The sequence below is a fragment of the Pseudomonas sp. Van50 genome, from assembly GCF_055390755.1.
Map to the genome: position 1 here is coordinate 2,336,756 of NZ_AP024343.1, position 26,993 is coordinate 2,363,748.

Annotated in this window: 23 protein-coding genes and 2 pseudogenes; 5 read left to right on the forward strand and 20 right to left on the reverse strand. The window is 61.2% G+C overall.

Annotation, left to right across the window (positions count from 1 at the left end; all coding sequences use genetic code 11):
* Positions 1 to 71: 71 nt before the first annotated feature.
* Together ACZ5M5_RS10355 and ACZ5M5_RS10360 are read right to left on the reverse strand one after the other, a co-directional pair.
* On the reverse strand, positions 72 to 1,223 hold the full coding sequence (locus ACZ5M5_RS10355; protein WP_464738975.1) for a M14 family metallopeptidase: 1,152 nt from the start codon (positions 1,221 to 1,223) through the stop codon (positions 72 to 74).
* A gap of 496 nt (positions 1,224 to 1,719) precedes the next feature.
* The gene (locus tag ACZ5M5_RS10360) at positions 1,720 to 2,061 is read right to left on the reverse strand and encodes a DUF6124 family protein (RefSeq protein ID WP_060738301.1); all 342 of its coding nucleotides are present in this window, start codon (positions 2,059 to 2,061) and stop codon (positions 1,720 to 1,722) included.
* A gap of 130 nt (positions 2,062 to 2,191) precedes the next feature.
* Here ACZ5M5_RS10360 and ACZ5M5_RS10365 point away from each other — a divergent pair, with 130 nt between their 5' ends.
* Positions 2,192 to 2,839, forward strand: a complete 648-nt coding sequence (locus ACZ5M5_RS10365; protein WP_060738300.1) for a LexA family protein — start codon at positions 2,192 to 2,194, stop codon at positions 2,837 to 2,839.
* Positions 2,840 to 2,868: 29 nt separating this feature from the next.
* On the opposite strand, the gene ACZ5M5_RS10370 is transcribed toward ACZ5M5_RS10365, so the two are convergent.
* From ACZ5M5_RS10370 to ACZ5M5_RS10385, 4 genes are read right to left on the reverse strand one after another with little or no spacing between them, the layout of a single operon-like run.
* The gene (locus tag ACZ5M5_RS10370; RefSeq protein WP_464738976.1) at positions 2,869 to 4,818 is read right to left on the reverse strand and encodes an acetyl/propionyl/methylcrotonyl-CoA carboxylase subunit alpha; all 1,950 of its coding nucleotides are present in this window, start codon (positions 4,816 to 4,818) and stop codon (positions 2,869 to 2,871) included.
* A complete protein-coding gene (locus ACZ5M5_RS10375; protein WP_464738977.1) occupies positions 4,815 to 5,636 on the reverse strand; it encodes a gamma-carboxygeranoyl-CoA hydratase in 822 nt (273 codons plus the stop codon). Before ACZ5M5_RS10375 ends, ACZ5M5_RS10370 begins: the two co-directional genes overlap by 4 nt.
* Positions 5,637 to 5,649: 13 nt before the next feature.
* On the reverse strand, positions 5,650 to 7,257 hold the full coding sequence (locus tag ACZ5M5_RS10380) for a carboxyl transferase domain-containing protein (RefSeq protein ID WP_464738978.1): 1,608 nt from the start codon (positions 7,255 to 7,257) through the stop codon (positions 5,650 to 5,652).
* An 11-nt stretch (positions 7,258 to 7,268) separates the two neighbouring features.
* Positions 7,269 to 8,432: an isovaleryl-CoA dehydrogenase gene (locus tag ACZ5M5_RS10385; protein ID WP_060738296.1), complete on the reverse strand. Its 1,164-nt coding sequence runs from the start codon at positions 8,430 to 8,432 to the stop codon at positions 7,269 to 7,271.
* Between the two features lie 196 nt (positions 8,433 to 8,628).
* Between ACZ5M5_RS10385 and ACZ5M5_RS10390 the strand changes: the two genes are divergently transcribed.
* Positions 8,629 to 10,326 (forward strand): AMP-binding protein, encoded by a 1,698-nt coding sequence (locus ACZ5M5_RS10390; RefSeq protein ID WP_464738979.1) that lies wholly within the window; start codon positions 8,629 to 8,631, stop codon positions 10,324 to 10,326.
* Positions 10,327 to 10,980: 654 nt separating this feature from the next.
* On the opposite strand, the gene ACZ5M5_RS10395 is transcribed toward ACZ5M5_RS10390, so the two are convergent.
* The 3 genes from ACZ5M5_RS10395 to ACZ5M5_RS10405 all read right to left on the reverse strand — a co-directional run bounded on the left by ACZ5M5_RS10395 (position 10,981) and on the right by ACZ5M5_RS10405 (position 13,551).
* On the reverse strand, positions 10,981 to 11,880 hold the full coding sequence (locus tag ACZ5M5_RS10395; RefSeq protein WP_103310413.1) for a hydroxymethylglutaryl-CoA lyase: 900 nt from the start codon (positions 11,878 to 11,880) through the stop codon (positions 10,981 to 10,983).
* A gap of 151 nt (positions 11,881 to 12,031) precedes the next feature.
* Complete coding sequence (locus ACZ5M5_RS10400; protein ID WP_103310415.1) at positions 12,032 to 12,433, reverse strand: MerR family transcriptional regulator; 402 nt, start codon at positions 12,431 to 12,433, stop codon at positions 12,032 to 12,034.
* A 188-nt stretch (positions 12,434 to 12,621) separates the two neighbouring features.
* The gene (locus tag ACZ5M5_RS10405) at positions 12,622 to 13,551 is read right to left on the reverse strand and encodes a LysR family transcriptional regulator (RefSeq protein WP_464738980.1); all 930 of its coding nucleotides are present in this window, start codon (positions 13,549 to 13,551) and stop codon (positions 12,622 to 12,624) included.
* A gap of 189 nt (positions 13,552 to 13,740) precedes the next feature.
* On the opposite strand from ACZ5M5_RS10405, the gene ACZ5M5_RS10410 reads away from it, so the two are divergent.
* Positions 13,741 to 14,970 carry an acyl-CoA dehydrogenase gene (locus ACZ5M5_RS10410; RefSeq protein ID WP_053120907.1) on the forward strand — a complete coding sequence of 410 codons (1,230 nt, stop codon included), beginning with the start codon at positions 13,741 to 13,743 and terminating at the stop codon, positions 14,968 to 14,970.
* Between the two features lie 233 nt (positions 14,971 to 15,203).
* On the opposite strand, the gene ACZ5M5_RS10415 is transcribed toward ACZ5M5_RS10410, so the two are convergent.
* The 11 genes and pseudogenes from ACZ5M5_RS10415 to ACZ5M5_RS10465 form a co-directional block, all read right to left on the reverse strand.
* Positions 15,204 to 16,073: an isocitrate lyase/PEP mutase family protein gene (locus ACZ5M5_RS10415; protein WP_060738292.1), complete on the reverse strand. Its 870-nt coding sequence runs from the start codon at positions 16,071 to 16,073 to the stop codon at positions 15,204 to 15,206.
* 182 nt (positions 16,074 to 16,255) lie between these two features.
* A complete protein-coding gene (locus ACZ5M5_RS10420) occupies positions 16,256 to 16,438 on the reverse strand; it encodes a hypothetical protein (RefSeq protein ID WP_060738291.1) in 183 nt (60 codons plus the stop codon).
* Between the two features lie 38 nt (positions 16,439 to 16,476).
* Entirely contained in the window at positions 16,477 to 17,118 is a 642-nt protein-coding gene (locus ACZ5M5_RS10425) for a cupin domain-containing protein (RefSeq protein WP_464738981.1), read from the reverse strand.
* Positions 17,115 to 17,888, reverse strand: a complete 774-nt coding sequence (locus ACZ5M5_RS10430) for a hypothetical protein (RefSeq protein WP_060738289.1) — start codon at positions 17,886 to 17,888, stop codon at positions 17,115 to 17,117. Before ACZ5M5_RS10430 ends, ACZ5M5_RS10425 begins: the two co-directional genes overlap by 4 nt.
* A gap of 204 nt (positions 17,889 to 18,092) precedes the next feature.
* Entirely contained in the window at positions 18,093 to 19,127 is a 1,035-nt protein-coding gene (astA, locus tag ACZ5M5_RS10435; protein WP_103310420.1) for an arginine N-succinyltransferase, read from the reverse strand.
* 61 nt (positions 19,128 to 19,188) lie between these two features.
* Positions 19,189 to 20,204, reverse strand: a pseudogene (locus ACZ5M5_RS10440) (arginine N-succinyltransferase).
* 111 nt (positions 20,205 to 20,315) lie between these two features.
* Positions 20,316 to 21,665, reverse strand: coding sequence for an APC family permease (locus tag ACZ5M5_RS10445; protein WP_103310422.1), 1,350 nt, complete (start codon positions 21,663 to 21,665; stop codon positions 20,316 to 20,318).
* A gap of 71 nt (positions 21,666 to 21,736) precedes the next feature.
* Positions 21,737 to 22,489: an N-formylglutamate amidohydrolase gene (locus tag ACZ5M5_RS10450; RefSeq protein ID WP_464738982.1), complete on the reverse strand. Its 753-nt coding sequence runs from the start codon at positions 22,487 to 22,489 to the stop codon at positions 21,737 to 21,739.
* Positions 22,473 to 23,825 (reverse strand): type I glutamate--ammonia ligase, encoded by a 1,353-nt coding sequence (locus ACZ5M5_RS10455; RefSeq protein ID WP_464738983.1) that lies wholly within the window; start codon positions 23,823 to 23,825, stop codon positions 22,473 to 22,475. The genes ACZ5M5_RS10450 and ACZ5M5_RS10455 overlap by 17 nt, the downstream gene beginning before the upstream one ends.
* Positions 23,822 to 24,466 (reverse strand): cysteine hydrolase family protein, encoded by a 645-nt coding sequence (locus tag ACZ5M5_RS10460; RefSeq protein ID WP_060738283.1) that lies wholly within the window; start codon positions 24,464 to 24,466, stop codon positions 23,822 to 23,824. The genes ACZ5M5_RS10455 and ACZ5M5_RS10460 overlap by 4 nt, the downstream gene beginning before the upstream one ends.
* A 2-nt stretch (positions 24,467 to 24,468) precedes the next feature.
* Entirely contained in the window at positions 24,469 to 25,323 is an 855-nt protein-coding gene (locus ACZ5M5_RS10465; protein WP_060738282.1) for a MurR/RpiR family transcriptional regulator, read from the reverse strand.
* 300 nt (positions 25,324 to 25,623) lie between these two features.
* Between ACZ5M5_RS10465 and ACZ5M5_RS10470 the strand changes: the two are divergent.
* Together ACZ5M5_RS10470 and cobF are read left to right on the forward strand one after the other, a co-directional pair.
* Positions 25,624 to 26,201 (forward strand): annotated as a pseudogene (locus tag ACZ5M5_RS10470) (histidine phosphatase family protein).
* The gene (cobF, locus tag ACZ5M5_RS10475) at positions 26,198 to 26,956 is read left to right on the forward strand and encodes a precorrin-6A synthase (deacetylating) (RefSeq protein ID WP_464738984.1); all 759 of its coding nucleotides are present in this window, start codon (positions 26,198 to 26,200) and stop codon (positions 26,954 to 26,956) included. The pseudogene ACZ5M5_RS10470 and the gene cobF overlap by 4 nt, the downstream one beginning before the upstream one ends.
* Positions 26,957 to 26,993 lie beyond the last annotated feature (37 nt).

The following is a 26,993-nucleotide window of genomic DNA, read 5'->3' on the forward strand; positions in this document are numbered from 1 at the left end:
TGGTGGGAGCAAAGCTCGCTCCCACCCAGCGTGTCCACTTTGGATAGGATAGGGTTGATCAGGTCGTTGGATCAGCGCAATTGGTCAACCATGGCCTCAATGGTGCTCAACACATCCTTGCCCAGTTGCATCGAGCGTTTGCCAGACCAGCCGGTGATCGGGTTCGGGTGATCGTCATGGTCCTTGAATGGCATTTCCAGGGTCAGGGACAGGCAGTCATATTTCTGTCCGACCGCGTTACAGGCCAGAGTCATGTTGGCCTGGCCCGGTTCGTCGCGGGTGTAGCCGTGAGCGGTCTGGAAGTCTTTGGTCTGATGCTTGAGATGGCTGCGAAAGCGCTCTTCGAGTTCGGCGATGCGCGGCGTGTAGCCCGGGTTGCCTTCGCAACCGGCGGTGAAGACATGGGGAATTTCCTCATCGCCGTGAGCGTCAAGGAACAGATCGACGCCGTACTTTTCCATTTGCTGCTGGACGAAAAAGACTTCGGGGCTGATTTCCGAACTGGCGTTCTGCCAGGCGCGGTTGAGGTCCTGGCCCATGGCGTTGGTCCGCAGATGACCGTGGAACGCCCCGTCCGGGTTCATGTTCGGCACCAGGTACAGGTCGGCCTTGGCGAGCAACCGGTTCAGTTGCCCATCGTCATGCTGCTGGAGGCGTTCGATCACGCCTTCCATGAACCACTCGGCCATGTGCTCGCCGGGGTGCTGTTGGGCGATGATCCAGATTTTGCGCCGGCCCTCGGCACCGTTGCCCTTGCGCAGCAATTGAATGTCACGGCCTTCCACGCTTTTACCAACGGCCAATAGCTCGGTGCCGGCCTTGTGTTGCGCTTGCTCGATCAGCCAGTCATGACGGCCACGGCTGTAGGGTTCGAAGTAGGCGAACCAGGCGTGGGGTTGTTCGGCTTCCAGATGAAAGCGCAGGGCGTCGCCTTCAAACTGGGTCGGAATGCGGAACCAATTGACGTGATCGTAGGAGGCAACGGTCTGGTAGCCCGTCCAGGCCTTGTTGTAAGACGATTGACTGGCGTTGAGCAGGCGGAAGGAATATTCCTGGCCGACGTGCAAGCCGCTGGCCTTGAAGTGGAACCACTGGAAATGGGCGCTGCGGGTGTCGGGCCTGATCTTGAGCAACGACTGCAACGGGTTGCTGATGTCGACGACTTCGATGTTGCCGCTGTCGAAATTGGCACTGATATCAAAGGAAGATTTAGCCACGGTCACGATTCCTGGAAAGGATTTTCATGGCCGTTACTTTACACGCAAGAAAGGGCAAACCGGGACGATTTACGTCACCTAAACGAGGGGGCGTCCTCCCTGGACGCCGAGCCAGCTTAGAGAGTCTGCAATTGATTCTCAAGTGCTGGATGTCGATAGTTTTCGTCCGAGTGGCGGGGGGACGCTTGTAAACGGATATTCATTTGCTATCATCGCCGCCATCGAATTGGCAGCACCCCAAAAAGACTTCATTAGCCTGAAGACATAAGCCGAAAAATCGGCAAAAAAAGACCCGGCAAAAAGCCGGGTCAAAAACCGTGATTAGCCTGATGAGGAGATATTCCAGAAGTCCGACCTAAGGTCTTCTGGTCTATCGACTGATCTCGCGACCAGCTGATGCAATAATAATCATTATCATTTGCAAGTCAAATGGTTTTATCGCATCGATTGGAAAATTTTTTCTCGTCGTCCGCGTTCGCGACGACATTCCCAAGGGTTACCGCTAGCGAGTAGGGTAGCCATCCAGGGATCGGTCAAGCATCACCTTGACCAGATCGATCATGTGCACCACCGAAAATGCCAGGTCACGGCTCGAACCGTCTAACTGGTTGGCCGACTCATGGGCGGTTGCCGCTGCACAGCGCAGCAGGTCGCACGCATGGACCAGGGCTTCCTCCGCGCTGACGCTGTGGCTGACCTCGAAAAAACGATGTTCTGCCTGGGCTGGCGAAACACCTGGTTTCAAGTAGTAATCGAGGGCGCGTTTGGCTGCTGGGCAATCCTGCAGTGAAGGGAACGTGCCGTCGAAAGGGCTGCTGGGCTGGTCTGTATTGGGTGTGTCCATGGTGATGAAAATCTCCGTGTGAGGGGCTGAAGACCTGAATCCAGAATAGTACTTACCGTAATTGTGACGACAATTTAAATACTACAATTTGTGTTTTGCGGGTCGGAGCCACCCACGTATCGTGCCGCACATGGATAAATGGATAGAGTTGGTCAAGGCCAAGATGAAGGAGCTGCGCATCACGCAAGTGGTGCTCGCAGAGCGGTTGGGAATGTCCCAGGGCGGCGTCGGCCATTGGCTGACCAAGCGCCGGCAGCCCAGTGTCGACGACATGAACCGGGTCCTGCGGGAGCTGGGGCTGGAGTTTCTGGAAGTGGCCATGGTGATCCGCGAGCCGGACACCTCCACCGAAGAAGGCATGGCCCTGGCGCAGAAGTACAATCCGTACTTCCGTTACCCGATCAGTGAGTGGCACGAGGTTGGCGAGGTTCGCGAAGGCGATCCCGGCGCCTACAGCCAGGCGCGCTACGAACTGACGGACTACCACGCCCTGGGCGATGCATTCTGGCTGGTGGTGGTGGGCGATGCGATGACCGCACCCAGTGGGTTGAGCATTCCCGAGGGCATGTCGATCCTGGTGGATCCGGCCATCGAGGCGGTGCCCGGCAAACTGGTGGTCGCCTGCCTGCCCGGTAGCAGTGACGCGACCTTTCGCAAACTGATCGAAGAGAGCGGGCAGCGTTACCTGGTTCCGCTCAATCCGACTTACCCGAAAAACCTGTACACCGAGCAATGCCGTATCATCGGTGTGGTGGTGCAGGCCACCATCAGGTTCTGACTGGATCGGCCCTGGGAGCGGGCCGATGCCTATTCTTCGAACGCCACCAGGGCACTGCCCTCGCTGACCATTTCGCCTTCCTGGCAATACAGCGCCTTGATCACACCGGCCTTGGGCGCACGAATGCTGTGCTCCATTTTCATGGCCTCCAGTACCACCAGTTGAGCCCCGGCTTCCACCGTCTGGCCGACACCCACCAAGACTCGCACGATGCTGCCGTTCATGGGCGCGATCAGGCCGCCTTGATGGCTGTGGCTGGCTTCGGCGGCGGCCAGCGGGTCGTACAGGTCGATCCGATGCAAGTCACCTTCCCATTGCAGGTACAGGCTGTCGACCTGGCGAATGGCCCGATGGCTGCGGCGCACACCGTGGTGCTCGATCGTCAGTCGCTCACCCTCGAGTTCCGCGCAATGGGCTGTGACGTCCAGCGTCAGCGCACGATCCTGGCCTTCACAGCTCAGGTGCAGGGTGGTTTCCCTCGGCAACCCCAGGCGCATCCCGGTGGTGCTGGCCCACGGTGAACCGGCGTCATCGCCGCGTACGTGCGGTGCCAGGCTCAAGGCGACTCCCTGGGCGGCGGCGAACCAGAACGCGTCATCCAATTCGCTGGGCTCTGGCAGTAATTGCGCCTGGTAACGTGGGATAAATCCGGTGTCCAGCTCTGCCGCCGCGAAGGCGGGATGGGCGACGATTCGGCGCAGAAACCCGATATTGGTTTTCAGCCCGCCAATGACAAACTCATCGAGCATGCTCAACAGCCGCAAGCGCGCCTGCTCACGGTCTTCACCCCAGGCAATCAGCTTGCCGAGCATCGGGTCGTAGAACGGAGAGATTTCATCGCCTTCTTCAACCCCGCTGTCGACCCGCCGACCCGGCCCCTCGGCCGACTCGCGATACAGCGCCAGGCGCCCGGTGGCCGGCAGGAAATCGTTGCCCGGGTCCTCGGCATACAACCGCACTTCGATGGCGTGACCGAGCAGCGGCACTTGCGCTTGAGTGATGGGCAATGGCTCGCCTTGGGCGACGCGGATCTGCCAGGCCACCAGGTCCAGCCCGGTGATCGCCTCGGTGACCGGGTGCTCGACCTGCAACCGAGTGTTCATTTCCATGAAGAAAAATTCGCCCCGGGCATCCAGCAGGAACTCCACCGTACCGGCCCCGACATAACCGATCGCCTGGGCCGCGCGCACGGCGGCTTCCCCCATCGCCCGGCGCAGTTGCGGGGTCAGACCGGGGGCGGGGGCTTCTTCCACGACTTTCTGGTGGCGGCGTTGGATCGAACAATCGCGCTCGTTGAGGTACAGGCAGTTGCCGTGTTGATCGGCAAAGACCTGGATCTCCACATGGCGCGGCTTGAGCAGGTATTTTTCCACCAGCATCCGTGAATCGCCGAACGAGGACTGTGCTTCGCGCTGGGCCGAGGCCAGGGCTTCGGCCAGTTGGCTGACGTCCTCGACGACTTTCATGCCCTTGCCGCCACCGCCGGCAGTGGCCTTGAGCAATACCGGGTAGCCGATGCGCTCGGCGGCATCGCGAAAGGTCTCCAGGTCCTGGGCTTCGCCGTGATAACCGGGCACCAGGGGCACGCCGGCGGTTTCCATCAGCGTCTTGGCCGCCGATTTGCTGCCCATGGCGTCGATGGCCGAAGCCGGTGGGCCGAGGAAGATCAGCCCGGCATTTTCAATCGCCCGGGCGAACCCGGCGTTCTCGGACAGAAAGCCATAACCGGGGTGGATGGCCTGGGCGCCGCTGGCTTTCGCTGCGGCGATCAGTTTGTCGATTTGCAGGTAATTGTCGGCCGCCTTGCTGCCGCCCAGGTCGACGCGAATGTCGGCTTCACGGCTGTGGCGGGCATCACGGTCGGTGGCGCTATGTACGGCAACGGTGGTCAGGCCCATGGCCTTGGCGGTGCGCATTACGCGGCAGGCGATTTCGCCACGGTTGGCCACCAGCAACGTGGTGAGGGCAGGGGCGCTCATCGACGCGGCTCCTTGTTGTTATTCGACTCGGCTTGCCAGTTCGGCGCACGTTTTTGCAGGAAGGCGCGCAGGCCTTCCTGGCCCTCCGGGCTGACGCGGATGCGGGCGATGGCGTTTTCGGTGTAGCGCCGCAGCGCCGGGGTAAGGGCGCCGTTGCCGACTTCACGCAGCAGTTCCTTGCTGGCGCGCATGGCGGCCGGACTGTTGAGTAACAGGTTGTCGATCCACTGTTCGACCTGCTGGTCCAGGGTCTCGACTGGGTAACTTTCCGACAGCAAACCGATCTCTTTCGCACGTTGCCCGTCGAAGCGTTCAGCCGTCAGGGCATAACGACGCGCCGCCCGTTCGCCGATGGCTTGCACCACGAACGGGCTGATCACTGCCGGCGCCAGGCCAATGCGCACTTCCGACAGGCAGAACTGTGCTTCATCGGCGCCAATGGCCATGTCGCAAGCACTGATAAGCCCCAGCGCGCCGCCAAACGCCGCACCCTGGACGACGGCCAGCGTAGGAATTTTCAGTTTGGCGAGGTTGTACATCAGCTCTGCCAGTTCCCGGGCATCATCGAGGTTGGTGTGGTAGTCGAGTTCGGCCGATTGCTGCATCCAGGCCAGGTCGGCGCCGGCGCTGAAATGCTTGCCACGACCGCGGATCAGCAGGAAGCGCAGGTTAGGATCGCTGCTGACGTGGTCCAGGGCGAGGATCAGTTCGCGGATCATTTCGGCGTTGAACGCGTTGTTTTTCGACTCGCGGCTGAGCCACAGGGTGGCAACGCCCCGTGGGTCGGTGTGCAGTTCGAGGGTGTTGAAATTATCCATGGGCATTCCTCGTTTACATCCGGAACACGCCGAAGCGGCTCGGTTCGATAGGCGCGTTCAGTGACGCGGACAAGGCCAGGCCCAATACATCGCGGGTCTGGGCCGGGTCGATGACGCCGTCGTCCCACAGCCGTGCGCTGGAATAATAGGGGTGCCCCTGTTCTTCGTACTGATCGAGGATCGGTTGCTTGATCTCGGCTTCCTGCTCGGCGCTGAAGGGGTGGCCGCTGCGTTCGGCCTGTTCACGCTTGACCTGCACCAGCACGCCGGCCGCCTGCTCGGCACCCATCACGCCAATCCGCGCGTTTGGCCACATCCACAGGAATCGCGGGTCATAGGCGCGGCCGCACATGCCGTAGTTACCCGCGCCGAAACTGCCGCCGATGATCACGGTGAATTTCGACACCTTGGCGCAGGCCACCGCAGTCACCAGTTTGGCGCCATGTTTGGCGATGCCGCCGGCTTCGTATTTCTGCCCGACCATGAAACCGGTGATGTTCTGCAGGAACAGCAGCGGGATCCCGCGCTGACACGCCAGTTCGATGAAGTGCGCGCCTTTCTGCGCGGCCTCGGCGAAGAGGATGCCATTGTTGGCCAGGATCGCGACCGGGTAGCCATGCAAATGAGCGAAACCACACACCAGGGTCGTGCCGAACAGCGCCTTGAACTCATCGAACACCGAACCGTCCACCAGGCGCGCGATCACCTCCCGCACATCGAACGGCTGCTTGGCATCGGCCGACACCACACCGTACAGCTCGTCACTCGAATACAGCGGGGCGATGGGTTGGCGTTGCTGCAGCTCACCGAGTTTGCGCCAGTTGAGGTTGGCCACACTGCGTCGGGCCAGGGCCAGGGCATGTTCGTCGCTGTCGGCATAGTGATCCGCCACGCCGGAGATCTTGCAGTGCACATCGGCACCGCCCAGGTCTTCGGCACTGACCACCTCGCCGGTGGCGGCTTTCACCAAGGGTGGGCCGGCGAGGAAAATCGTCGCCTGCTGGCGGACCATGATCGCCTCGTCCGCCATGGCCGGCACATAGGCACCGCCGGCGGTGCAGGAACCCATGACCACGGCGATCTGCGGGATGCCCTGGGCACTCATGTTGGCCTGGTTGAAGAATATCCGGCCGAAGTGCTCGCGGTCCGGGAACACTTCATCCTGGCGCGGCAGGTTGGCGCCGCCGGAATCCACCAGGTAAATGCACGGCAGGCGATTCTGCTGGGCAATGGTCTGGGCGCGCAGGTGTTTTTTCACCGTCAGTGGGTAGTAGGAGCCACCTTTGACCGTCGCGTCGTTGGCGACAATCATGCATTCGACGCCTTCCACGCGGCCGATGCCGGCAATCACGCCGGCCGCCGGCACGTCTTCGCCATAGACTTCGTGGGCCGCCAATGGGCTGATTTCCAAAAACGGCGAGCCCGGATCCAGCAGCCGGTTGATGCGTTCACGGGGTAGCAACTTGCCCCGCGAGGTGTGCCGCTCCTGAGCCTTGAGGCCGCCGCCCTGGCGGATTTGCGCGAGCAGGGTGCGCAGGGCCTCGACGTGTCCGAGCATCGCCTCGCGGTTGGCGATGAACTCCGGCGAACGCGGGTTGAGCTGAGTGTGCAGCGTGGCCATGGTCAGCTCCGTTAGCGGGTTTCGTTGAACAGTTCGCGGCCGATCAACATCCGACGAATCTCACTGGTGCCGGCACCGATTTCGTACAGCTTGGCGTCACGCAGCAGACGACCCGCGGGGAATTCATTGATGTAGCCATTGCCCCCCAGGATCTGGATGGCGTCGAGGGCCATTTGCGTGGCGCGTTCGGCGCTGTAGAGGATCACCCCGGCAGCGTCCTTGCGGGTGGTTTCACCGCGCTCGCAAGCCTGGGCCACCGCATACAGGTAGGCGCGGCTAGCGTTGAGTTGGGTGTACATGTCCGCGACCTTGCCCTGGATCAGCTGGAATTCGCCGATGCTCTGGCCGAACTGTTTGCGGTCGTGGATGTAGGGCACGATCAGGTCCATGCAGGCCTGCATGATCCCGGTCGGGCCGCCGGACAGCACCACGCGTTCGTAGTCGAGGCCGCTCATCAGGACTTTTACGCCACCGTTGAGCGCGCCGAGGATGTTTTCTTCCGGCACCTCGACGTCATCGAAAAACAGCTCGCATGTGTTGGAACCGCGCATGCCGAGCTTGTCGAATTTGTTGCTGCGGCTGAAGCCTTTCCAGTCGCGCTCGACGATGAAGGCGGTGATGCCGTGAGGACCCTTTTCCAGGTCGGTCTTGGCATAGATCACGTAGGTGTTGGCATCGGGGCCGTTGGTGATCCAGGTCTTGCTGCCGTTGAGCACGTAATGGTCGCCACGCTTGTCGGCTCGCAGTTTCATCGAAACCACGTCGGAGCCGGCGTTCGGTTCGCTCATCGCCAGGGCGCCGATGTGTTCGCCGCTGATCAGCTTGGGCAGGTACTTGGTTTTCTGTTCGTGATTGCCGTTGCGGTTGATCTGGTTCACGCAGAGGTTGGAGTGGGCACCGTAGGAGAGGGCGACCGAGGCCGAGCCGCGGCTGATTTCTTCCATCGCCACCACGTGGGCCAGGTAGCCCAGGCCAGCGCCGCCGTATTCTTCCGGTACGGTGATGCCCAGCAGGCCCATGTCACCGAACTTGCGCCACATGTCGGCGGGAAACAGGTTGTCGATATCGATCTGCGCTGCCCGGGGGGCCAGCTCGGCCTTGACGAAGGCCTGCACCTGGTCGCGCAACATGTCGATGGTTTCGCCGAGGGCAAAGTTCAGGGATGGGTAGCTCATGGGACACCTTTGGCTTTTTTATCGGGTGCGGAGAGCGGGGAGTGGCTCTCACCTTTACGTTAACGTAAGCCTGCGGTGAGAAGCTGTCAATCGCCCTTTACGTTAACGTCAACTTGGGCCAGAGTAAGTGTCCACCAAGGCATGTTGTTGCATCAGGTTACCGCTACACCCACTAATAAAGACAAGAGGGGGCGTCATGGATCAACCCGGTTCGCATTCGCAGCTCAGCTACACCCGTGGTTCCGCGGCCAAGGCCTTGCTGGCCCAAACCATCGGCGAGGTTTTCGACCAGACGGTGGCCCGTTATCCGGAGGGCGAGGCGTTGGTGGTTCGCCATCAATCGCTGCGCTATACCTGGCAACAACTGGCCGAGGCCGTCGATCTGCACGCCCGAGCGTTGTTGGCGCTAGGCTTGGAAACCGGCGATCGCCTCGGCGTGTGGGCGCCCAATTGCGCCCAGTGGTGTATCAGCCAGTTCGCCAGTGCGAAGCTCGGTGTGATTCTGGTCAACATCAATCCGGCCTATCGCGTTTCCGAACTCGAATACGTACTCAAACAATCCGGATGCCAATGGCTGGTGTGCGCCGGTGCGTTCAAGACCTCGGATTATCACGCCATGCTGCAAACGCTGGCGCCAGAGCTGGCAGAGCAACCGATCGGCCAGATGCAGAGTGAGCGCCTGCCGGAGTTGCGTGGTGTGATCAGCCTCGATTCCCAGCCACCGGCAGGCTTCCTGCCCTGGTCGCAACTGGCCGCCCTGGGCGCGGCGGTGACGCCTGGACAACTGGCCGAGCGCCAATCCAGCCTGCGGTTCGATCAGCCGGTGAATATCCAGTACACCTCCGGCACCACGGGCTTTCCCAAAGGCGCAACCCTCAGCCATCACAACATTCTCAACAATGGGTACATGGTTGGTGAAAGCCTGGGCCTGACGGCCGGCGACCGGCTGGTGATCCCGGTGCCGCTCTACCATTGCTTCGGCATGGTCATGGGTAACCTGGGCTGCATGACCCATGGCAGCACCATGATCTACCCCAACGATGCCTTCGACCCGCTGCTGACGCTCAAGGCCGTGGCCGAAGAAAAAGCCACTGCGTTGTATGGCGTGCCCACGATGTTCATCGCCCTGCTGGACCAGCCGCAGCGAGGCGACTACGACCTGTCCAGCCTGCGCACGGGCATCATGGCCGGGGCCACATGCCCCATCGAAGTGATGCGACGGGTCATCAACGAAATGCACATGGCCGAAGTGCAGATTGCCTACGGCATGACGGAAACCAGCCCGGTGTCGTTGCAGACCGGTCCTTCAGACGAACTGGAACTGCGTGTAACCACCGTCGGCCGCACCCAGCCGCAACTGGAAAGCAAGATTATCGATGAGGCGGGCAATCTCGTCCCGCGTGGCGCTGTCGGCGAATTGTGTACCCGCGGCTACAGCGTGATGCTCGGCTACTGGAACAACCCCAAGGGCACATCCGATGCCATCGACCCGGAGGGCTGGATGCACACCGGCGACTTGGCGACTATGGATGAGCAGGGCTACGTCTGCATCGTCGGGCGTAACAAGGACATGATCATCCGTGGAGGGGAGAACATTTACCCCCGTGAGCTGGAGGAGTTCTTCTTCACCCACCCGGCGGTGGCGGACGTGCAAGTGATCGGCATCCCGTGTTCACGCTATGGCGAAGAAATCGTGGCGTGGATCAAGTTCCATCCTGGCCACAGCGCCAGCGAGCAAGAGCTGCAAGCCTGGTGCAAGGAGCGCATCGCCCACTTCAAGACGCCGCGTCATTTCAAATTCGTCGAAGAATTCCCCATGACCGTCACCGGCAAGATCCAGAAATTCCGCATGCGCGAGATCAGCATCGAAGAGCTGCGCGATAAGCAAAACTAGCCCCAATACTGTGGGAGCGAGCTTGCTCGCGATGGCGGTGGGATAGTTGACAGATAGGTTGGCTGTGTCGCCGTCATCGCGAGCAAGCTCGCTCCCACAGGGGGAAATGTGACATCCGGGAAAGCACAAAGGGGAGCCGAAGCTCCCCTTTAATTTTGTCGTCGCGTGCTCTTTTTTTATTATTGAGGGGCGGCCTGTTGTTGTTTTTGGTAGCCGTGGCCCTTTACCGCTGTTTTTGGCGATCCCCATCCGGGATCAAGAGCAAACGTATTTTTTTGAGCGCTGATCTGCTTTTTCGCCTGGCGATCCAACCGATTCGGGAGCTACCTGAAGGTAGTTTTATTGTTCTCTGCCCGGTTGCGGGTTGCTCCTGGAAGCACCCTGAAAAGCACATCTTCTCCAAAAAAATCTGTTAGCTGCGTCTCTGCCGTGTTGTTTTTGTTATGTCAGAGTCGTTTCGTCTTGTTTTTATTGGGTTTGCTGCGTTTTTTTATTCTTGTTATGCAAGAGATATAGCAGGTGGCGTGCCAACTTTTAAAAATCTATATAAATCAAACGTTTGTGATTTTTGTCTGAAAATTCTGACCGACCAAACCTGACAAATTGTTTCCGTGTTACTCGTTTCGCCCCTGTTACAAAGCCGGCGGTAACACCTCAGTGTGCGTTGCGGGCCTTGGCCACGCGCGAACCACTCGGGCGGCCGAGCACATCACAAATCTGTCGGCCCGCGGCGATCAGTGCGTCCAGGTCGACACCGGTTTCGATACCCAGCCCGTCGAGCAGGTACAGCACGTCTTCGGTGGCGACGTTACCGCTGGCGCCCTTGGCGTACGGGCAACCGCCAAGGCCGGCGATGGAACTGTCGAACACCGCGATGCCTTCCAGCAGGCTGGCGTAGACATTGGCCATGGCCTGGCCGTAGGTATCGTGGAAGTGTCCAGCGAGTTTGTCCCGAGGCACCTCGGCGCCTACCACTTCGAATAGCCTGCGTGTGGCGCGAGCGGTACCGGTGCCGATGGTGTCGCCCAGGGAGACCTCGTAGCAGCCCATCGCATACAGCTCCCGGGCGACCCACGCCACCTGCTCAGGCTTGACCGCCCCTTCATAGGGGCAACCCAGCACGCAGGACACGTAGCCGCGCACACTGACACCGTGCTGTTTTGCGGCCGCCATGATCGGCGCGAAGCGCTCCAGGCTGTCCTTGATGGAGCAGTTGATGTTGCGCTGGGAAAACGCTTCGGACGCGGCGGCGAACACCGCCACCTCTTTCACGCCCGCCGCCAGCGCATCTTCAAACCCCCGCAGGTTCGGCGCCAGGGCGCCATAGGTCACACCGGGCTTGCGCTGGATCTGCGCGAACACCTCGGCGGACCCGGCCATTTGCGGCACCCACTTGGGCGAGACAAAACTGCCGACTTCGATATAGCCCAGGCCGGCGGCGCTCAGGGCATCCACCAGGCGCACCTTGTCGGCGACGCTGATGGGCTGTGCTTCGTTCTGCAGCCCGTCGCGGGGGCCGACTTCGATCAAGCGTACAAAGGAGGGGAGGGACATGGGGATTGACCTGTGGTGAGTTGCCAATATGTCGAGCGCAATGATGAACCCATTGTGGGAGCGAGCTTGCTCGCGATAGCGGTGTGTCAGCCACATCAACTCCAACTGATCCGACGCTATCGCGAGCAAGCTCGCTCCCACAGGGAGAATGTTACTGGACGGTTTTCTCGCCCTCGATCGTCTGCTCTAACGCCTGGATGCAGCGTTCTTCGGCGGTGTCGAGTTCCAGTTTCATCTGTTCGATGTCCAGCAATTGCTGTTCGAGCTGTTCCCGGCGCTCGGCGATTTTCGCCAGCATGCTGTGCAGCTGTTTCTGATTGCCGCTGGAGGGGTCGTAGAGTTCGATCAGCTCGCGGCACTCGGCCAGGGAAAAGCCAATGCGCTTGCCGCGCAGGATCAGCTTCAGGCTGACCTTGTCCCGCGGCGAATAAATGCGCTCCTGGCCCCGTCGCTCCGGGCTCAACAGGCCTTGTTCTTCATAGAAACGGATGGCCCGTGTGGTGATATCCAATTCGCGGGCGAGGTCGGAGATGCTGTAGGTCTGGCTGCTCATGGAAGCGCTCGAAACGAAAGGGGCTGGCGCTAAGCTAAAGGCAGGTTGACGTTCGCGTCAAGCAGTGAGGTTCTGCACACAAAACCCTGTGGGAGCGAGCTTGCTCGCGATGGCGTCGGACCAGTCGCCATGGATATTGGCCGGTCTACCGCTATCGCGAGCAAGCTCGCTCCCACCGTTTCGATCTTTTAAACCTTATCGAGCTTCTTCTCATGGGCCGTCACCTGTTGGCACAGCTCGATCATCTGCTCGCGCATCCAGCGGTTGGCCGGGTCCTGGTCGGTGCTTTCGTGCCAGTAGAGATGGGTCTCCACCGGGGGCACGTCGTTGACCGGGAGCAGGAAGGCGTGCAAATCGTGACGCCGTGCAAAGCGCTCGGGAACGGTCATGACCATGTCGGTCTGCTGCAGCACCTGGGAGGCCATCAGGTAATGCTGGGAACGCAGGGCGATCTTGCGCTGGATGCCCATCTTGCCGAGGGCCAGGTCGACGTAACCCAGCCCGTTGCGGCGGCTGGAAATGTGCACGTGGGTCTGGGCCAGGTAATCATCGAGGGTGATCCTTTCCTTGCCCGCCAGCGGATGGCCCTTGCGCATGGCGCACACGTAGCGATCTTCCATCAACTTGACGTGGCGCACCTGTGGGTCGGTATTGAGCGGCGCGTCCACGGCGAAGTCGAGGCGGCCGGCGGCCAGTTCCTTGGTGGTTTCACGGCGCTTGGACAGGAAGCTCTCGATCGCCACGGTCGGCGCCAGGCGGCGCAGGCGCTGGAACAGCAGCGGCAGGATCACGCCTTCGGTGAGGTCGGTCATGCTGATGCGGTAGGTCTTGACCGCCTGCAGCGGGTTGAAGATCCGGCTTTCCTGCACCGACACCCGCAGCAGCGACAAGGCATTGCGCACCGGGCCGATGATGTTCTGGGCCATGGGCGTCGGCACCATCCCTTGGGCGGTGCGCACGAAGAGCGGGTCGTTGAAGGTCTCGCGAAGACGCGCCAGGGCATTGGACACCGCTGGCTGAGTGATGCCGACGATCTGCCCGGCGCGGGTCAGGTTGGCTTCGGTGTAGATCGCATCGAAGACAATGAAAAGGTTGAGGTCGACCTTGCTCAGATTCATGGCGCTGCACTCTTATTTTTGGGCTTGTTCTTAGGCTTGTTGTGAGGTGCCGGGTGGCGATGCGAATCAGTGAAACATATATCGGTGATGAATGTTAATACACGCCGAGAATAGGTTAGGTAAATTTTCGTAGCTGAACTAGCATCGATTTCATGACCTAAAACAACCTCTGCCAAGAAGGTGCTGCTCATGGATTTTGCCTATTCCCCCAAGGTTCAGGAACTGCGTGAACGCGTCACGGCGTTCATGGATGCCTACGTCTACCCGGCCGAAGCAGTGTTCGAACGACAAGTGGCCGAGGGCGACCGCTGGCAACCCACGGCCATCATGGAAGAGCTCAAGGCCAAGGCCAAGGCAGAAGGCCTGTGGAACCTGTTTCTGCCGGAGTCCGAGTTGGGCGCCGGCCTGACCAATCTGGAATATGCACCCTTGGCAGAGATCATGGGGCGCTCGCTGCTGGGGCCGGAGCCGTTCAACTGCTCGGCCCCGGACACCGGCAACATGGAAGTGCTGGTGCGCTACGCCAACGAAGAACAGAAGCAACGCTGGCTCGAGCCGCTGCTGCGCGGCGAGATTCGTTCGGCCTTCGCCATGACCGAACCGGACGTGGCCTCTTCGGACGCCACCAACATGGCTGCCCGCGCCGAGCGTGACGGCGACCAGTGGGTGATCAACGGCAAGAAATGGTGGACCTCGGGCGCCTGCGACCCGCGCTGCAAGATCCTGATCTTCATGGGCCTGAGCAACCCCGATGCGCCGCGCCATGCCCAGCACTCGATGATCCTGGTCCCGGTGGACACCCCTGGGGTCAAGATCGTCCGGCCGCTGCCGGTGTTTGGCTACGACGATGCGCCTCACGGGCATGCCGAAGTGCTGTTCGATAACGTGCGGGTGCCGTACGAAAACGTCCTGCTGGGCGAAGGCCGCGGTTTTGAAATAGCCCAGGGTCGACTGGGCCCAGGCCGGATTCACCACTGCATGCGTTCCATCGGCATGGCCGAACGCGCCTTGGAATTGATGTGCAAACGTGCCGTCAGCCGCACCGCTTTCGGCCAGCCGTTGGCGCGTCTGGGCGGTAACATCGATAAGATCGCCGACTCGCGGATGGAGATCGACATGGCGCGCCTGCTGACGTTGAAGGCGGCGTACATGATGGACACGGTGGGCAATAAGGTGGCGAAAAGTGAAATCGCCCAGATCAAGGTCGTCGCGCCGAACGTGGCCTTGAAGGTCATCGACCGGGCGATCCAGATTCACGGTGGTGCCGGGGTTTCCAACGACTTCCCGCTGGCCTACATGTACGCCATGCAACGCACCCTGCGCCTGGCCGACGGCCCGGATGAAGTCCACCGCGCCGCCATTGGCAAGTTCGAGATCGGCAAGTACGTGCCCAAGGAAATGTTGCGTAGCGGGCGCTGAAGGCCTGTTTCACCCTGGCAACGCCATCGCGCTCACCACAAATCCCCTGTGGGGGCGAGCCTGTTCGCGATGGCGTTGGCACATCCAACACTCATGCAAGCTGAACCGCCGCTATCGCGAGCAAGCTCGCTCCCACAGGGAGTGTGGGGTGTGCCCGAGATAGGCGTCGCACCGCCAACCCACTGTGGGAGCGAGCTTGCTCGCGATGGCGGCCTCCAGGACAGTGAGCCTTCTTACTCCTTGACGCTCATGTACTCCTCGGCCCAGCGGATGTAGTCCTCGGGCTGGGTGTAGGTGTGGGTCAGTTCGGTGGCGCTGAGGTCCGAGGCCTGGGTGAAGATCTGCCGTTGTTCGCGAAGGCTGTCGTAGGTGGCCTTGATCGCGGCGAAGTAGGCGCCGTGACCGTCGATGGTCACGCGGACGCCCAAGTCGGCCAGGCGCTTGTCGTCGCGCAGCAGTGGATTGCCGTAGGTGACAAGCATCAACGGCACCGTCAGGTTTTCACTGATTTTTTCCAGATGATCGAAGTCTTGCACGCCCACCATGCAAATCCCGTCGGCTCCGGCACGCTCATATTGCTGGGTCCGGCTGATGATTTCCTGGACTGGCAAGATCCCGGCGTTGGTCCGGGCGATGATCGCCATTTCCGGATCGACGCGTGCTTCCAGCGCTGCCCGAATCTTGCCGACGCCCTCGGCGACACCGATCAGGTCGGTGGATTTACGCCCGAACTGGGCCGGCAGCAGGGTGTCTTCGATGGTCAGCGCCGCGACGCCGGCCCGTTCCAGTTCAATGATGGTGCGCATCACGTTCAGGGCATTGCCGTAGCCATGATCGGCGTCGGCAATGACCGGCAACTGGGCCACGCGACCGATACGGGTGGCCTGTTCGGCAAACTCGCTGAGGGTGATCAGGGCGAAGTCCGGCGCGCCCAATACTTGCAACGACGCGACCGAGCCTCCCAGGATACCTACTTCAAAACCCAGGTCGGCGGCGATGCGCGCCGACATCGGGTCAAACACCGAGGCGGTGTGGTAGCAGGTCTTGGAAGCCAGCAGTTGACGAAAGTTACGACGCAAATCTTGATGGGAAAGCCTGGACATATGAGTTCCACCAATGGAATGGAAAGGCTTGAACAAAAGTGTCAACGCCGAAAGATCCAAAGGCTATCACGTGGCAAGCGTAAAGATGATGACGAATGTGTATGGGCGATGCGTTCGCTGCATGGGAAGAGGCCGCAGACCCGGTAAGTCTGCGGCCAGCGAAAGCGTCCTTGGTGTGTCGCTCAGTCTGAGGTTGGCACGCTCCACAGTTGCTTGATCTCGTGGATGTTTGCAACGTTGAAGCGAGTGGGGAACCCGGGGATTGTGCATTGGATTTCGTTGATCAACTGCGTAGCGGTGTCGATCACCTGAGTGCTGGCTCGCAACAAGGGCGTTTCCTCCCAGTCTTGCATCAGGTTATTCATGTTTTTCTCCTTCTTTTAAATGCCGGACAACGAAATGACTATCCGGTGTTGAGCAATGATAACGTGTCTGTGAATAGCGCGATTTCTTGCGTCGCTACACCCGGGTGAAGCGGTCGGTAGTCCTTATCGAAACACCAGGCTTCATCGAGTTTGAGCCAATGTTGCGGATGGACGAGCAGGCTCAATGAGGCCGACATTGAAATTGGCGGGATCTGTCTATGGATTTCTTTGAGTGCGGGCATGTACAGCACTTCGCCGGGTGCAAGTTTTAGTCGTCGCTCTTTACCCAGGCGCGGTCTCTTATTCTTTTGCAGCGGTAGATCGTCGAGTATCTCGCGGGTGATAGTGGTATAGCCGTCACCGCTGTAGCCGACGGCATAAATCTCGAAGTCGTGACTGTGGTTCAGGTTATAGATGAACGTTTCTTTTTCATCAGGGGTTCCTGCCGGTGCCCAGAAATTCAAGCGAAGGGTAAACGAGTCATTGCGGTGCAGAACAAACCCATAGGCGTTGTAGAGGCTGCTGCGTGTATCAAAGCCGTCTCGTTGGATCGTGGCGTACAGATGATCGCTCAACAAAGTGCGATTGTTGGCCAACTGTCGCAGGTCTTCGATAATCCGGGATCTATCTCGCTGCAGGTCATGGGTTTTCAATCGCTCGACAAAGGCTTCCAGCTTCATGCCGCCTGCTCGAACGGTTGGAGCAAATTGTCCAGGCGCGAATCCTGGTGTTTTTTCAGCAGCGCAATGTAGCTCAAGGCGTCCTGGGGATTGGCCCGATAGAGCACCTGGAAGGCTTTCCACGCCACGGCCGGGTGATAGTGGTAGATCAGCTCCCCGGCGACGCGGCTGCGTTCGGGGTCTTGAACCGTTTCGAGCAGCTCCAGGCTCACCAGGTAGCGGGCGGCGCTGTCGTCATGGGGTAGCCAGGCGACCTTGCGTAACGAGGCACGATCGAATACTCCGATGTCTGCACTCCTGTCCGGCAGATTGATCCTGCCTACCAGCCCGGTGTTCGTTTGCGCTGGGCGGCAGTAGTCAAAGAGTGTCCGGCTGCCATCGATCACCAGTGGGTTGTTTTTATCTATGCGTACGGTGTCGGCCTTTTCAAGCCGATGCCCCTCGAGGGTATATCGCTGTACGTCGAAGGGTCGATCAACGGCGAACAGAATACTTCGGCCGGGTATTGAATACAGTTGCGAAGAGACATCGACGGATGTCAGTGGCTTGATGCTGATATTGCCAATGTTCGTGCAATGTAACGTGATGGTGGCGGTGTGCAAGTTGGTAATGTTCATGATAGCTGCACGTCGAGAACGGGCATCGGTAAATGTTGGCTGGTTGTTCAGCTCGGCAATTAATTGATTGATTTGCGCGGTCATGTCCAATGTTTTTATTTGTTCTGCGATCTCTTCAGGCAGCCGGTGCGTGGAAATCAGAGTCTTGATCATGAGCGGGTTCGTTACAGTAGGGCGATGGGCACAAGTATGGTTTTGGGAGGGGGTGGAGGCAATTATGGAATTGTCGGGAAGTATTGCCGATGAACAATACTTGAGTTGTTAAAGACTCGGTAACGCTGCGCTTTTGGTAGGGCGATGAGACCGGCCGCCGGGGCGGCGGTGATCGGATATCGGTGTACGAGGCGCGAGAAAGGGCTACGCTGCCACCGCCTGTTGCCCCTGTCTGGGCAATGCCACGGCGCGCACCGTATCACCCGGTTGCACTTGCAGGCGTTTGGCGGTGAGGCGATCGACGAGCAGGCTGTTGCCATGCAGGCGTGCGCGGGCGCTGGTGACGCGGCAGTTTTCCAGGCGCCGGTTGTGAATCAGCCAGACCGGTGCTTGTTCGTCCGGAGTACCAATGGCCAGGGTCAGTGTCTGGCTGTCGCGTACGCTGCGGATTTTCGACACCGGCGCTTCGATCACCGGGCCGCCGTCGAAAATGTCGATGTAGCCCCTATGGCTGAAACCTTCGGCGCTGAGGATTTTCAGGGCCGGTTCGGTGTTCGGGTGAGCCTTGCCGATCACCGCCTGGGCCTGTTCGGTGAGCAGGCAGGTGTACAGCGGCTGGCGTGGCATCAGCTCGGCGATGAACGACTTGTTGCCCATCCCGGACAACTGGTCGGCGTAGCTGAAATCCTTCTGGAAAAAATGCCGTCCCAGGCTGTCCCAGAACGGCGAACAGCCTTGTTCGTCGGCATGGCCCCGCAGCTCGGCAATGAGTTTTTCGCCGAACAGCTGGGAAAACTCGGCCACGAACAGCAGACGCGCCAGGGACAGCAGGCGCCCGTTGTGCCCGTGGCGTTGCTCGGGGTGCAGGAACAACGAGCAGATTTCCGATTGCCCGGACATCTCGTTGTTGAGAAACAGCGTCGGGATCTGCCGCTGGATTCCCAACTCCGGCGCCGAACTGACCGTGACCCCGACCCGATAGTTGTACCAGGGCTCACGCAGCCCCACCGCCCCGGTCAGGGCGCTGATGCCCACCACCTGCCGGTCATCGTCTTCGAGCACGAACAGGTAGTCGGCGTCGGCACGTTCGACTTGGCCGGCGAAGGTCCGCTGGGCCCAGCGAACGCGGTGGGCCAGACGCTCTTCGTTGGCCGGCAGGCTGGTAAACCCAGGGCCCGCGCAACGGGCCAGGTCCAGCAAGGCAGGCAGATCGGTGAGGGCCACCGGACGGACAATCATGATGCAGCTCCTTCATCGTGTCGGTCCAAACGTCGGTGCAGGCCATGGGATCGAGTGAGGTTCATAGGGCAATCACCCGGATCCGCGCGCCATCCTGGATGTCCAGGGCCGTCAGCATGGCGGGCGACAGTGCCACAGGGCCGTCGGCGCCGACGTCCAGCTCGGCGACGATGGCCCGGTAGCTGGCAAGGTGCTCGTTGCTCACCAGGTACAGGCCCCGTGCGTCAATCTGCGGGCTCTGCCTGGCCGTAGTGGTGCGACTTTGCGTGATGGAACGGATATTGGCGATACGGGCATGCAAGGTCGGCCCGCCGTCGAAGATATCGACGTAGCTGTTGGTCTCGAAACCCTCGCGCTCGAGGATGTCGAAGGCTTCCTGGCCGTCGGGATGCACCCGGCCGATGCAGGCCTGGGCTGCGGGTGGCAGCATGGGCACGTAGATCGGGTACTGCGGCATCAGCTCGGCGAGAAAGGTCCGGCTTTGCAAGCCACACAACCGTTCGGCTTCGACGTAGGGCAGGTCGAAGAAGTGCTGGCCGATGGCGTCCCAGAAGGGCGACTGGCCGTCTTCGCTGCTGAAACCGACGATTTCGGTGATGACCGATTCGGCAAAACGCTGGGGTGGGCGGCGATGAACATCAGCCGGGCCCGGGACAGCAGCTCTGATTCCGGCGTGCGCACCCGTCCGGCGTCGATGTGGAAGCCACGCAGCAGTGTTTGCCCGTTGAGGTCCTGGCACAGTGACAACGCGGGTACGCCGTGCTGGATGTTCAACTCCCGGGATTCGCTGGAAAACGGCCGGTTGCGCAGGCTGTAGAACGGTTCGTTGCAACCGGTGCTGGAGAGGATTTCCGAACAACCGACCAGGCGTCCGGATTCCAGGTCCTGCAAGACGAAAAAGTAATTCTCGGCCCCCGGCCCCTGCGCATCGGCGGCGAACGAGGCGCACGAGTCGAGGATTTTTTCCTCCAGCCGCCGGGTATCGTCCGGCAGCGACGTGACGCCCACCAGGCTGTCACGGGCCAGTCGTTGCAGTTGCGGCAGATCGGCTAATTGAACTGGACGTAAGGCCAGCATGGATTGCACTCCTGTTCCCAGAGAACCCGGTGACCGGCACCGGGCTTGACGATCACTGTCGATGTCCACGCGTTACAACCATGGCTGGCCGAACCCTTCGACCGCCGTTTCTCATTGACCCGCCGGATCGGGCAGGGCGGTACGACTGCCGAATTTGTTGAGCAGGCACAGATAGGCCACACCCGCGGCGATCCAGATCAGGCCGAGTTTCTGCGCGGCCACGCCCATGTTGTACATGATGGCCGCGACGATCACGAAGCCGACCAGCGGGCAGATCAAGTGACGAATCAGTTGGCCGGAGCTCTGGCGGCGCCAGTAATGGTTGATGACCGTGATGTGCAGCAACATGAAGCCGCTCAGGGCACCGAAGTTGACCAGGGAGGTCAGGGTGTCCACGGCGTTGATGAACAGGTAGCAGATCAGCAACGACAGCACCGCCACCAGGTAGATGCTCATGTAGGGGGTGTTGTGTTTCGGATGGACCTTGGCCAGCACCTTGGGCAACTGGCCGTCCCGGGCCATGCCGAACAACAGGCGCGACACCGCTGCCTGGGAGGTGATCGCTACCGCTACGCCCCAGGCCAGGGCTGTGGCCACCGCGGTCAAGGTGGCCAGCCAACTGCCGGCCGCCAATTCGGCGATTTCATAGAAGGCGGTATCGGCGGACTTGAAGCCCATGCCGGCTGCCAGATCGGTGGCGATCCAGGTCTGCACCACGAAAATCGCCCCCATCACCAGCAAGGTCACCAACGCAGCCTTGCCGACGCTGCGGCCCGGGTCGCCCTTGATTTCTTCGGCCAGGGTGGAAATGGCGTCGAAGCCCAGGAACGATAGGACCGCGATGGACACGGCTTGCATCAGCAGGGCGAAGTTGAAGTGTTCCGGGCTGTACAGCGGCGCCAGGGTCAGTTGGCCGTGACCGGCCCCGCCGTGCAGGGCATTCCAGGCGTAGAACAGGAAAATCCCCAGCACCACCAGCTGTGCCAGCAGGAAAATGATGTTCATCCGTGCGGTGAACGTGATGCCCCGCAGGTTGACGAAGGTCGCGCTCACCAGGAATGCCAGGATGAAACCGACCTTGGGAATGTCCGGGTACAAATGGTTCAGCGCCATGGCGGCGTAGACATAGAGCAGCGGCGGGATCAGCAGGTAGTCCAGCAGCATCAGCCAGCCAGCGATGAACCCTACGTGTGGGTTAAGGCCTCGTTGCGCGTAGGAATAGACCGAGCCGGCCACCGGAAAGGCCCGGGCCATGCTGCCGTAGCTCAAGGCGGTAAACAGCATCGCCACCATGCCGATGATGTACGCCAGCGGCACCATTCCCGGAGCCTCGGCATTGACGTAGCCATACACGCCGAACGGTGCGATGGGGATCATGAAAATCATCCCGTATACCACCAGGTCTGTCAGCGACAGGCCGCGTTTCAATTCCTGCTTGTAGCCAAATGCCTCGATGCTCATGAGCCGTTTTCCTTTTCAGCTGTGTGGGTTGCGCTTGCTTGCTGTCTGTCGCTGGTAACTTGCCGCTGCCGCTACAGCAGGGGCGCCAGGTAGGCGCTCCAGGTCCGTACCCCCTCGGGGCTGCGCAGTTGGTCGTTGCGCACTTCGATCAGCACCGAATCCAGGCCGCGGCCATCGCCGTGCACCGGGACCGTCATGTCGGTCAGGGGGTTGATCTTGTAGGGCTGGTTGCCCGCTGCCCGCAGCGAATGCCGGCTCAGTCCGTCGACGATGCGCTGGGCGTATTCCTTGGCTTCGCCGAACAGCACGCCGGCTTCCAGGGCGCGCGGCTGGCCATAGAACACCGGGGTGAAACTGTGGATGCCCACCACGCGTACCGGCCGGTTGGCGGCCAGACGTCGGTCGATCAGCGCCCGCAAGCGATCATGGAAAGGATGGAACAGGCACTGCTGGCGATATTCGCGCGTGGCCTCGTCCAGGTCGTGGTTGCCCGGGACCTGGTAGATCTCGCTCTGGGGCGGAATGCTGTCCGGCACGTGCAGCGGGCGGTTGAGGTCGATCAACAGCCGTGAATAATTGGCCGACAGCAAGGTCGCGCCGAGGGTTTCGGACAGGCGTTCGGCCAGCAGCAGCGCGCCGATGTCCCAGGCGATGTGTTCCTGGGACGCGGTTTCATCCAGGCCCAGGTCGTTCAGCGCCGCGGGAATGAAACGGCTGGCGTGTTCGCACACCAGCAGCACCGGGTGGTCGGACTCCTCCCGGGTCAGTCGATAGGCTGGCCTGGTGTAGAGGCCCGATTCAGCACACTCAATAGATTCGTGCATAGTGCTCGCAACGCTCGGCAGGTGAGAGCGCCTGGGTCAAGGCCTGCTCCTGGGCCTTCAAGGCGAAATAGGTTTCGACCAGCGGGCCGGGCAGGGCCTCGAGCAGCGCCCCGCTGTGGCGCAGGCAGTCCAGTGCCTGGGCCAGGGTTGTCGGCAGGGCGATAATGCCACGGGCGCGACGTTGTGTTTCATCCAGCTCATCGGGTATTTCATCGGTGACAGCGTTCAATGCCCATCGGTGCTGGATGCCCAGCCGCCCGGCAATCAACAGCGCGGCCATCGCCAGGTGCGGTGAGGCGGTGGCGTCCATGGCGCGAAACTCCAGGTTGTACTGGTTCGCCAGCGGCTTGCCACCCAGGCCCACGGTCGGGCAGATGCGCAGCGCCGCTTCGCGGTTGCGCTGTCCCAGGCACGCATAGGATGCGCTCCAATGATGAGGTTGCAGGCGCTCGTAGGACAACGGCGTCGGCGCGGTCAGCGCGCACAGCGCCGGCAGATAGTGCAGCACACCCGCGGCCCAATGCTGGCCGAGGCTGGACAAGCCATTGCTGCTGGCAGCGTCATGCAGCACCGGGTCTGCGCTCAGGTCTTGCAGGCTCAGATGCAGATGCACGCCGTTGCACACGGCATTTTCCGAGGTCTTGGGGGCAAAACTCACGTCCAGGCCCATCTGCCGGGCGATCTCGCGGGTGATTTCCCGTACGTTCACTGCCCGATCGGCAGCGGCCACGCCCAGGGTCGGGCGGCAGGTGATCTCGTATTGCTGCTTGCCGTATTCCGGCAGGAACATTTCCGGTTCGACGCCGCCGGCCCGCAGGGCACTGAGCAGCCACCCGGCGAACCCGGCCTGCTGGCGCTGGGCCTGGAGGCTGAAGGCCAGGCGATCAGGCTGCGCAGGCGCGGCAGCCAGGTTGAATTCATGTTCGAACGCGGCGAAAACCTGCAGGCCCAGTTCGCTGCGATAACGCTCCACTTCGTCCTGCAGCAGCGTGCGCGGGCAGGCGCTCCAGGGGCGGCCGTCGGTCTCCCGGATATCGCAATGGATGAAGTCCAGGGCCGGCGCCTGGGCATCGGGGCCATTGTTGACGGTCACCCGGCTGGACAGGTCCGGTACCAGCCGCAGGTCGCCATAGGCGCCCCAGGGGTTGGTCGAGGCGATGACATCCTGGGGCGTCAACGCGCTGTTGGCCGGCACCCAGCCGCAACCGGCGGTGACGTAGTGGGGCAACTCATCGCTGGGAAACGAGCGCCCGCGGGTCACGCCGATCAGGTCGGTGGTCACCAGGGTCGTGACCGGCAGCGGTGCGAGGAGGGCAGCGGCATCGAGACGGCTCATGGCTGCATCTCCTGCAAACGAGCGAGTACGGTGTCGGTGTCGGTGATCCAGCAGTAGCCCTTGATCGCGTTCAGGCACGCCAGGTGCCGTTGTTCGGTGTGGGTCGCACAGGCGTCTTCCACCAGCGTGACCAGGTAGCCGCGGTCGGCGGCGTCACGCACGGCCATGTCGACGCACTGGTCGGTGACGATTCCGGCGACGATCAGGTGCCGGGTCTGCAGGTTGCGCAGCACGTAATCGATGTTGGTGGAATTGAACACCCCGGAGGAGGTCTTGGGCAGCACGATTTCGTTTTCCTGCGGCGCCAGTTCGGCAATGATCTGCGCCTCGGGGCTGCCCTTGGGCAGGTGCATGTCCGACAGCTTGTGATCCAGGGAGCGGTCGCGGCCATCGGCGGTGAGGCTTTCGATGTGGGTGTGCAACACGTTGTGCTGCGCCGCGCGCATCGCCTCGAGCAAGCGCTGCTGGTTGGGAATGACCTGCTGGCGAGCCCGCTGGAGGAAATACTCGGCCTCGGGGCTGTGCAGGTGGGCATCGAATTGCGGTTCCAGCCAGGCGCGTTGCATGTCTACCAACAGCAGGGCCGTGTGCTGGCGGGTGAACGGCAAATCCCGGGGCGAGTGGTGGGGGAGCGAGAACATCCTTACTTTTCCTCCAGCAGGTGCGTGTTGAATTCCGTGCGCAGGGCGTCGATGCCTTCCAGGCGTTCGGCCAGCTCGGGGCATTGCAGGGTCAGGCAGGCGATCAGGGCCTCGACCTGGGCCAGCGCCGGTACCAGGCTGTCGAAGGCCGACGCCGATTCCACCGGGGCGCTGATGATCAGGTCGGCCAGCTCGCGCAACGGCGAAGCATAGACGTCGCTGAACAGGACGACCCGGGCGTGCCGCGCCTTGGCCGCGCTGGCCACGCGCAGGGCCTGGGCCTGGTAGCGGCGGTAATCGAAAATCAGCACCACATCCTGGCGCTGCACGTCGAACAGGCGGTCAGGCAGTTGGGCATTGTCTTCCAGGGCAAAACAGCCGGCGCGCAGCAGCCGCAAATGGTTGAGCAGGTAATGGGCCAGGAAGCTGCTGAAGCGCCCGCCGAAGCAATGCACCTGGTGGCGGCTGTCGAGCAACCACTGCACGAGAATGCGCACGTCTTCGGGTTGGGTCAGGGCCTGGGTGTCGACGAGATTGCGTTGGCTGGCGGCCAGGTACTGGCTCCAGGTATCGCCTTGCTGCAATTTGGCCCGCGGTTGCAGCAGCGTGCGAGGGGAGCGCAGGCGATGGTCCATGTCACTGAGCAGCGCATCCTGGAATTCGGCATAACCGCCAAACCCGAGTTTTTTCACCAGCCGCACGATGGTCGGGTCGCTGACGCCGGCATGGTCTGCCAGGCGTGACATCGGACCGAGGCCGTTGCGTGGGTAGTGATCGAGCAGGGCACGTACGACCTTGCGTTCCGACGGCGTCAACACCAGGCCGGGATCGGTGATCAGGTCTCTGAGGGGCGGCATCCGTGCTCCTTGCCTGGATGAATGTTGAATTTCTTTCATAACTCCTGAAAACAGTATTTATGTAGCTGGTGCTACATGTCCAGTGGTTTTTACGTTCCGTTTAAAATGCTCCAAAGTTGTGCGAAAACCCTGTAGGAGTTGGTCTCGGCCAGGTGGAATGAGTATGTCAGGCGTTGTGTCTTGGACATGTCGGACATAACGCCTTTTTGTCTCACTTATTTGATTTCGTATAAGGTGCTGTACAACTAAACCCGTGAATATCCCGTCCACGCGACCCGTTCGATTACCCGAGAATCCAGTGTGCAAGCCACTCGCCTGACGTTGATCTGCCACGCCCGCACCGTTGCCCAGAAACAGGCGCGCTTCAGCGTGGACGAAGCGCTGGACGCCGACTGGCTGAGGCGACGCGGGCAGGTCGGGCATGGCTATCGAAACGTCCGGCAACTGCTGTGCGGGCCGGAACTGCGCACTCGCCAGACGGCCGCGCTGTTCGGCGACGAGTTTGAGGTGGACCCGGCCCTGGCCGATTGCGATCTGGGACGCTGGCGCGGGTTGTCCATCGATGAATTGCTCAAGGTGGAACCGCAGGCCCTGCAAACCTGGCTCGACGATGCCGAGGCGGCCCCCATGGCGGTGAATCCGTCGCCCGGTTGTGTCGCCGGGTCGGGGATTGGCTGGTCAGCCTGGAAACCCGACCGGGGCATCTGCTGGCCGTCACCCACCCCTTCGTGATCCGCGCAGCCTTGATGACCGTCTTGGGCTGCCCGGCCGCCACCTTCAATCGAATCGACATTGAACCGTTGTCCACCCTGGAGTTGCGTTTCAACGGCGTATGGCGATTTCGCACCCAGGAACCTGGCCAGGAGTCGCCGCGATGAAAATGCTGTCAGTCATTGGCATTGGGGCCGGCGATCCGGATCACCTGACGATGCAGGCTGTGAAAGCCTTGAACCGTTTGGACGTGGTCTTCCTCATGGACAAGGGCCCGGCCAAGGACAAACTGTTGGACCTGCGGCGCGAAATTTGTCGACGCTACATTGTTGATCGCACCTACCGTTTCGTCGAAACCTACAACCCGGAACGCCAACGCGGCGACCTGGACTACAAGGACAGCGTCGAAGCGCTGAACCGTGCGAAACAGGCCACCTTCGAACGCTTGATCGATGAAGAACTGTCCGATGGGCAGCGGGGCGGTTTTCTGGTGTGGGGCGATCCGGCGTTGTACGACAGTACCGTGCGCATCCTGCAGGCTATTCTCGACGGGGGCCGTTGCGCCTTCGAATTCGAGGTGATCCCCGGCATCACCAGTGTCCAGGCCCTGGCCGCCCGGCACAAAGTGCCGTTGAACAGTATTGGTGGTGCGCTGGAAATCACCACCGGACGCCGCTTGGCGGCAGGGCAGGTGGGCGACGCGGCGAGCGTGGTGGTGATGCTCGATGCCGAGGATGCCTACCGCCAGGTGAGTGATCCCGATACGCAGATTTACTGGGGTGCCTATGTGGGGACGCCGGATGAAATCCTGATCGCCGGCCGGCTGGGGGACGTGGCCGATGACATCGAACGCACCCGCAAGGCCGCGCGAACAGCCAATGGGTGGATCATGGATACGTATTTGTTGCGTAAGCCTCAATGATGCCGCCATCAACCTGTGGCGAGAGGTAGGTGGGAGC

Bases quoted from the DNA above. Each gene is read 5' to 3' on its own strand.
- ACZ5M5_RS10360 (WP_060738301.1), bottom strand. From the start codon at position 2,061: ATGGACACACCCAATACAGACCAGCCCAGCAGCCCTTTCGACGGCACG.
- ACZ5M5_RS10365 (WP_060738300.1), top strand. From the start codon at position 2,192: ATGGATAAATGGATAGAGTTGGTCAAGGCCAAGATGAAGGAGCTGCGC.
- ACZ5M5_RS10370 (WP_464738976.1), bottom strand. From the start codon at position 4,818: ATGAGCGCCCCTGCCCTCACCACGTTGCTGGTGGCCAACCGTGGCGAA.
- ACZ5M5_RS10375 (WP_464738977.1), bottom strand. From the start codon at position 5,636: ATGGATAATTTCAACACCCTCGAACTGCACACCGACCCACGGGGCGTT.
- ACZ5M5_RS10380 (WP_464738978.1), bottom strand. From the start codon at position 7,257: ATGGCCACGCTGCACACTCAGCTCAACCCGCGTTCGCCGGAGTTCATC.
- ACZ5M5_RS10385 (WP_060738296.1), bottom strand. From the start codon at position 8,432: ATGAGCTACCCATCCCTGAACTTTGCCCTCGGCGAAACCATCGACATG.
- ACZ5M5_RS10390 (WP_464738979.1), top strand. From the start codon at position 8,629: ATGGATCAACCCGGTTCGCATTCGCAGCTCAGCTACACCCGTGGTTCC.
- ACZ5M5_RS10395 (WP_103310413.1), bottom strand. From the start codon at position 11,880: ATGTCCCTCCCCTCCTTTGTACGCTTGATCGAAGTCGGCCCCCGCGAC.
- ACZ5M5_RS10400 (WP_103310415.1), bottom strand. From the start codon at position 12,433: ATGAGCAGCCAGACCTACAGCATCTCCGACCTCGCCCGCGAATTGGAT.
- ACZ5M5_RS10405 (WP_464738980.1), bottom strand. From the start codon at position 13,551: ATGAATCTGAGCAAGGTCGACCTCAACCTTTTCATTGTCTTCGATGCG.
- ACZ5M5_RS10410 (WP_053120907.1), top strand. From the start codon at position 13,741: ATGGATTTTGCCTATTCCCCCAAGGTTCAGGAACTGCGTGAACGCGTC.
- ACZ5M5_RS10415 (WP_060738292.1), bottom strand. From the start codon at position 16,073: ATGTCCAGGCTTTCCCATCAAGATTTGCGTCGTAACTTTCGTCAACTG.
- ACZ5M5_RS10420 (WP_060738291.1), bottom strand. From the start codon at position 16,438: ATGAATAACCTGATGCAAGACTGGGAGGAAACGCCCTTGTTGCGAGCC.
- ACZ5M5_RS10425 (WP_464738981.1), bottom strand. From the start codon at position 17,118: ATGAAGCTGGAAGCCTTTGTCGAGCGATTGAAAACCCATGACCTGCAG.
- ACZ5M5_RS10430 (WP_060738289.1), bottom strand. From the start codon at position 17,888: ATGATCAAGACTCTGATTTCCACGCACCGGCTGCCTGAAGAGATCGCA.
- astA (WP_103310420.1), bottom strand. From the start codon at position 19,127: ATGATTGTCCGTCCGGTGGCCCTCACCGATCTGCCTGCCTTGCTGGAC.
- ACZ5M5_RS10445 (WP_103310422.1), bottom strand. From the start codon at position 21,665: ATGAGCATCGAGGCATTTGGCTACAAGCAGGAATTGAAACGCGGCCTG.
- ACZ5M5_RS10450 (WP_464738982.1), bottom strand. From the start codon at position 22,489: ATGCACGAATCTATTGAGTGTGCTGAATCGGGCCTCTACACCAGGCCA.
- ACZ5M5_RS10455 (WP_464738983.1), bottom strand. From the start codon at position 23,825: ATGAGCCGTCTCGATGCCGCTGCCCTCCTCGCACCGCTGCCGGTCACG.
- ACZ5M5_RS10460 (WP_060738283.1), bottom strand. From the start codon at position 24,466: ATGTTCTCGCTCCCCCACCACTCGCCCCGGGATTTGCCGTTCACCCGC.
- ACZ5M5_RS10465 (WP_060738282.1), bottom strand. From the start codon at position 25,323: ATGCCGCCCCTCAGAGACCTGATCACCGATCCCGGCCTGGTGTTGACG.
- cobF (WP_464738984.1), top strand. From the start codon at position 26,198: ATGAAAATGCTGTCAGTCATTGGCATTGGGGCCGGCGATCCGGATCAC.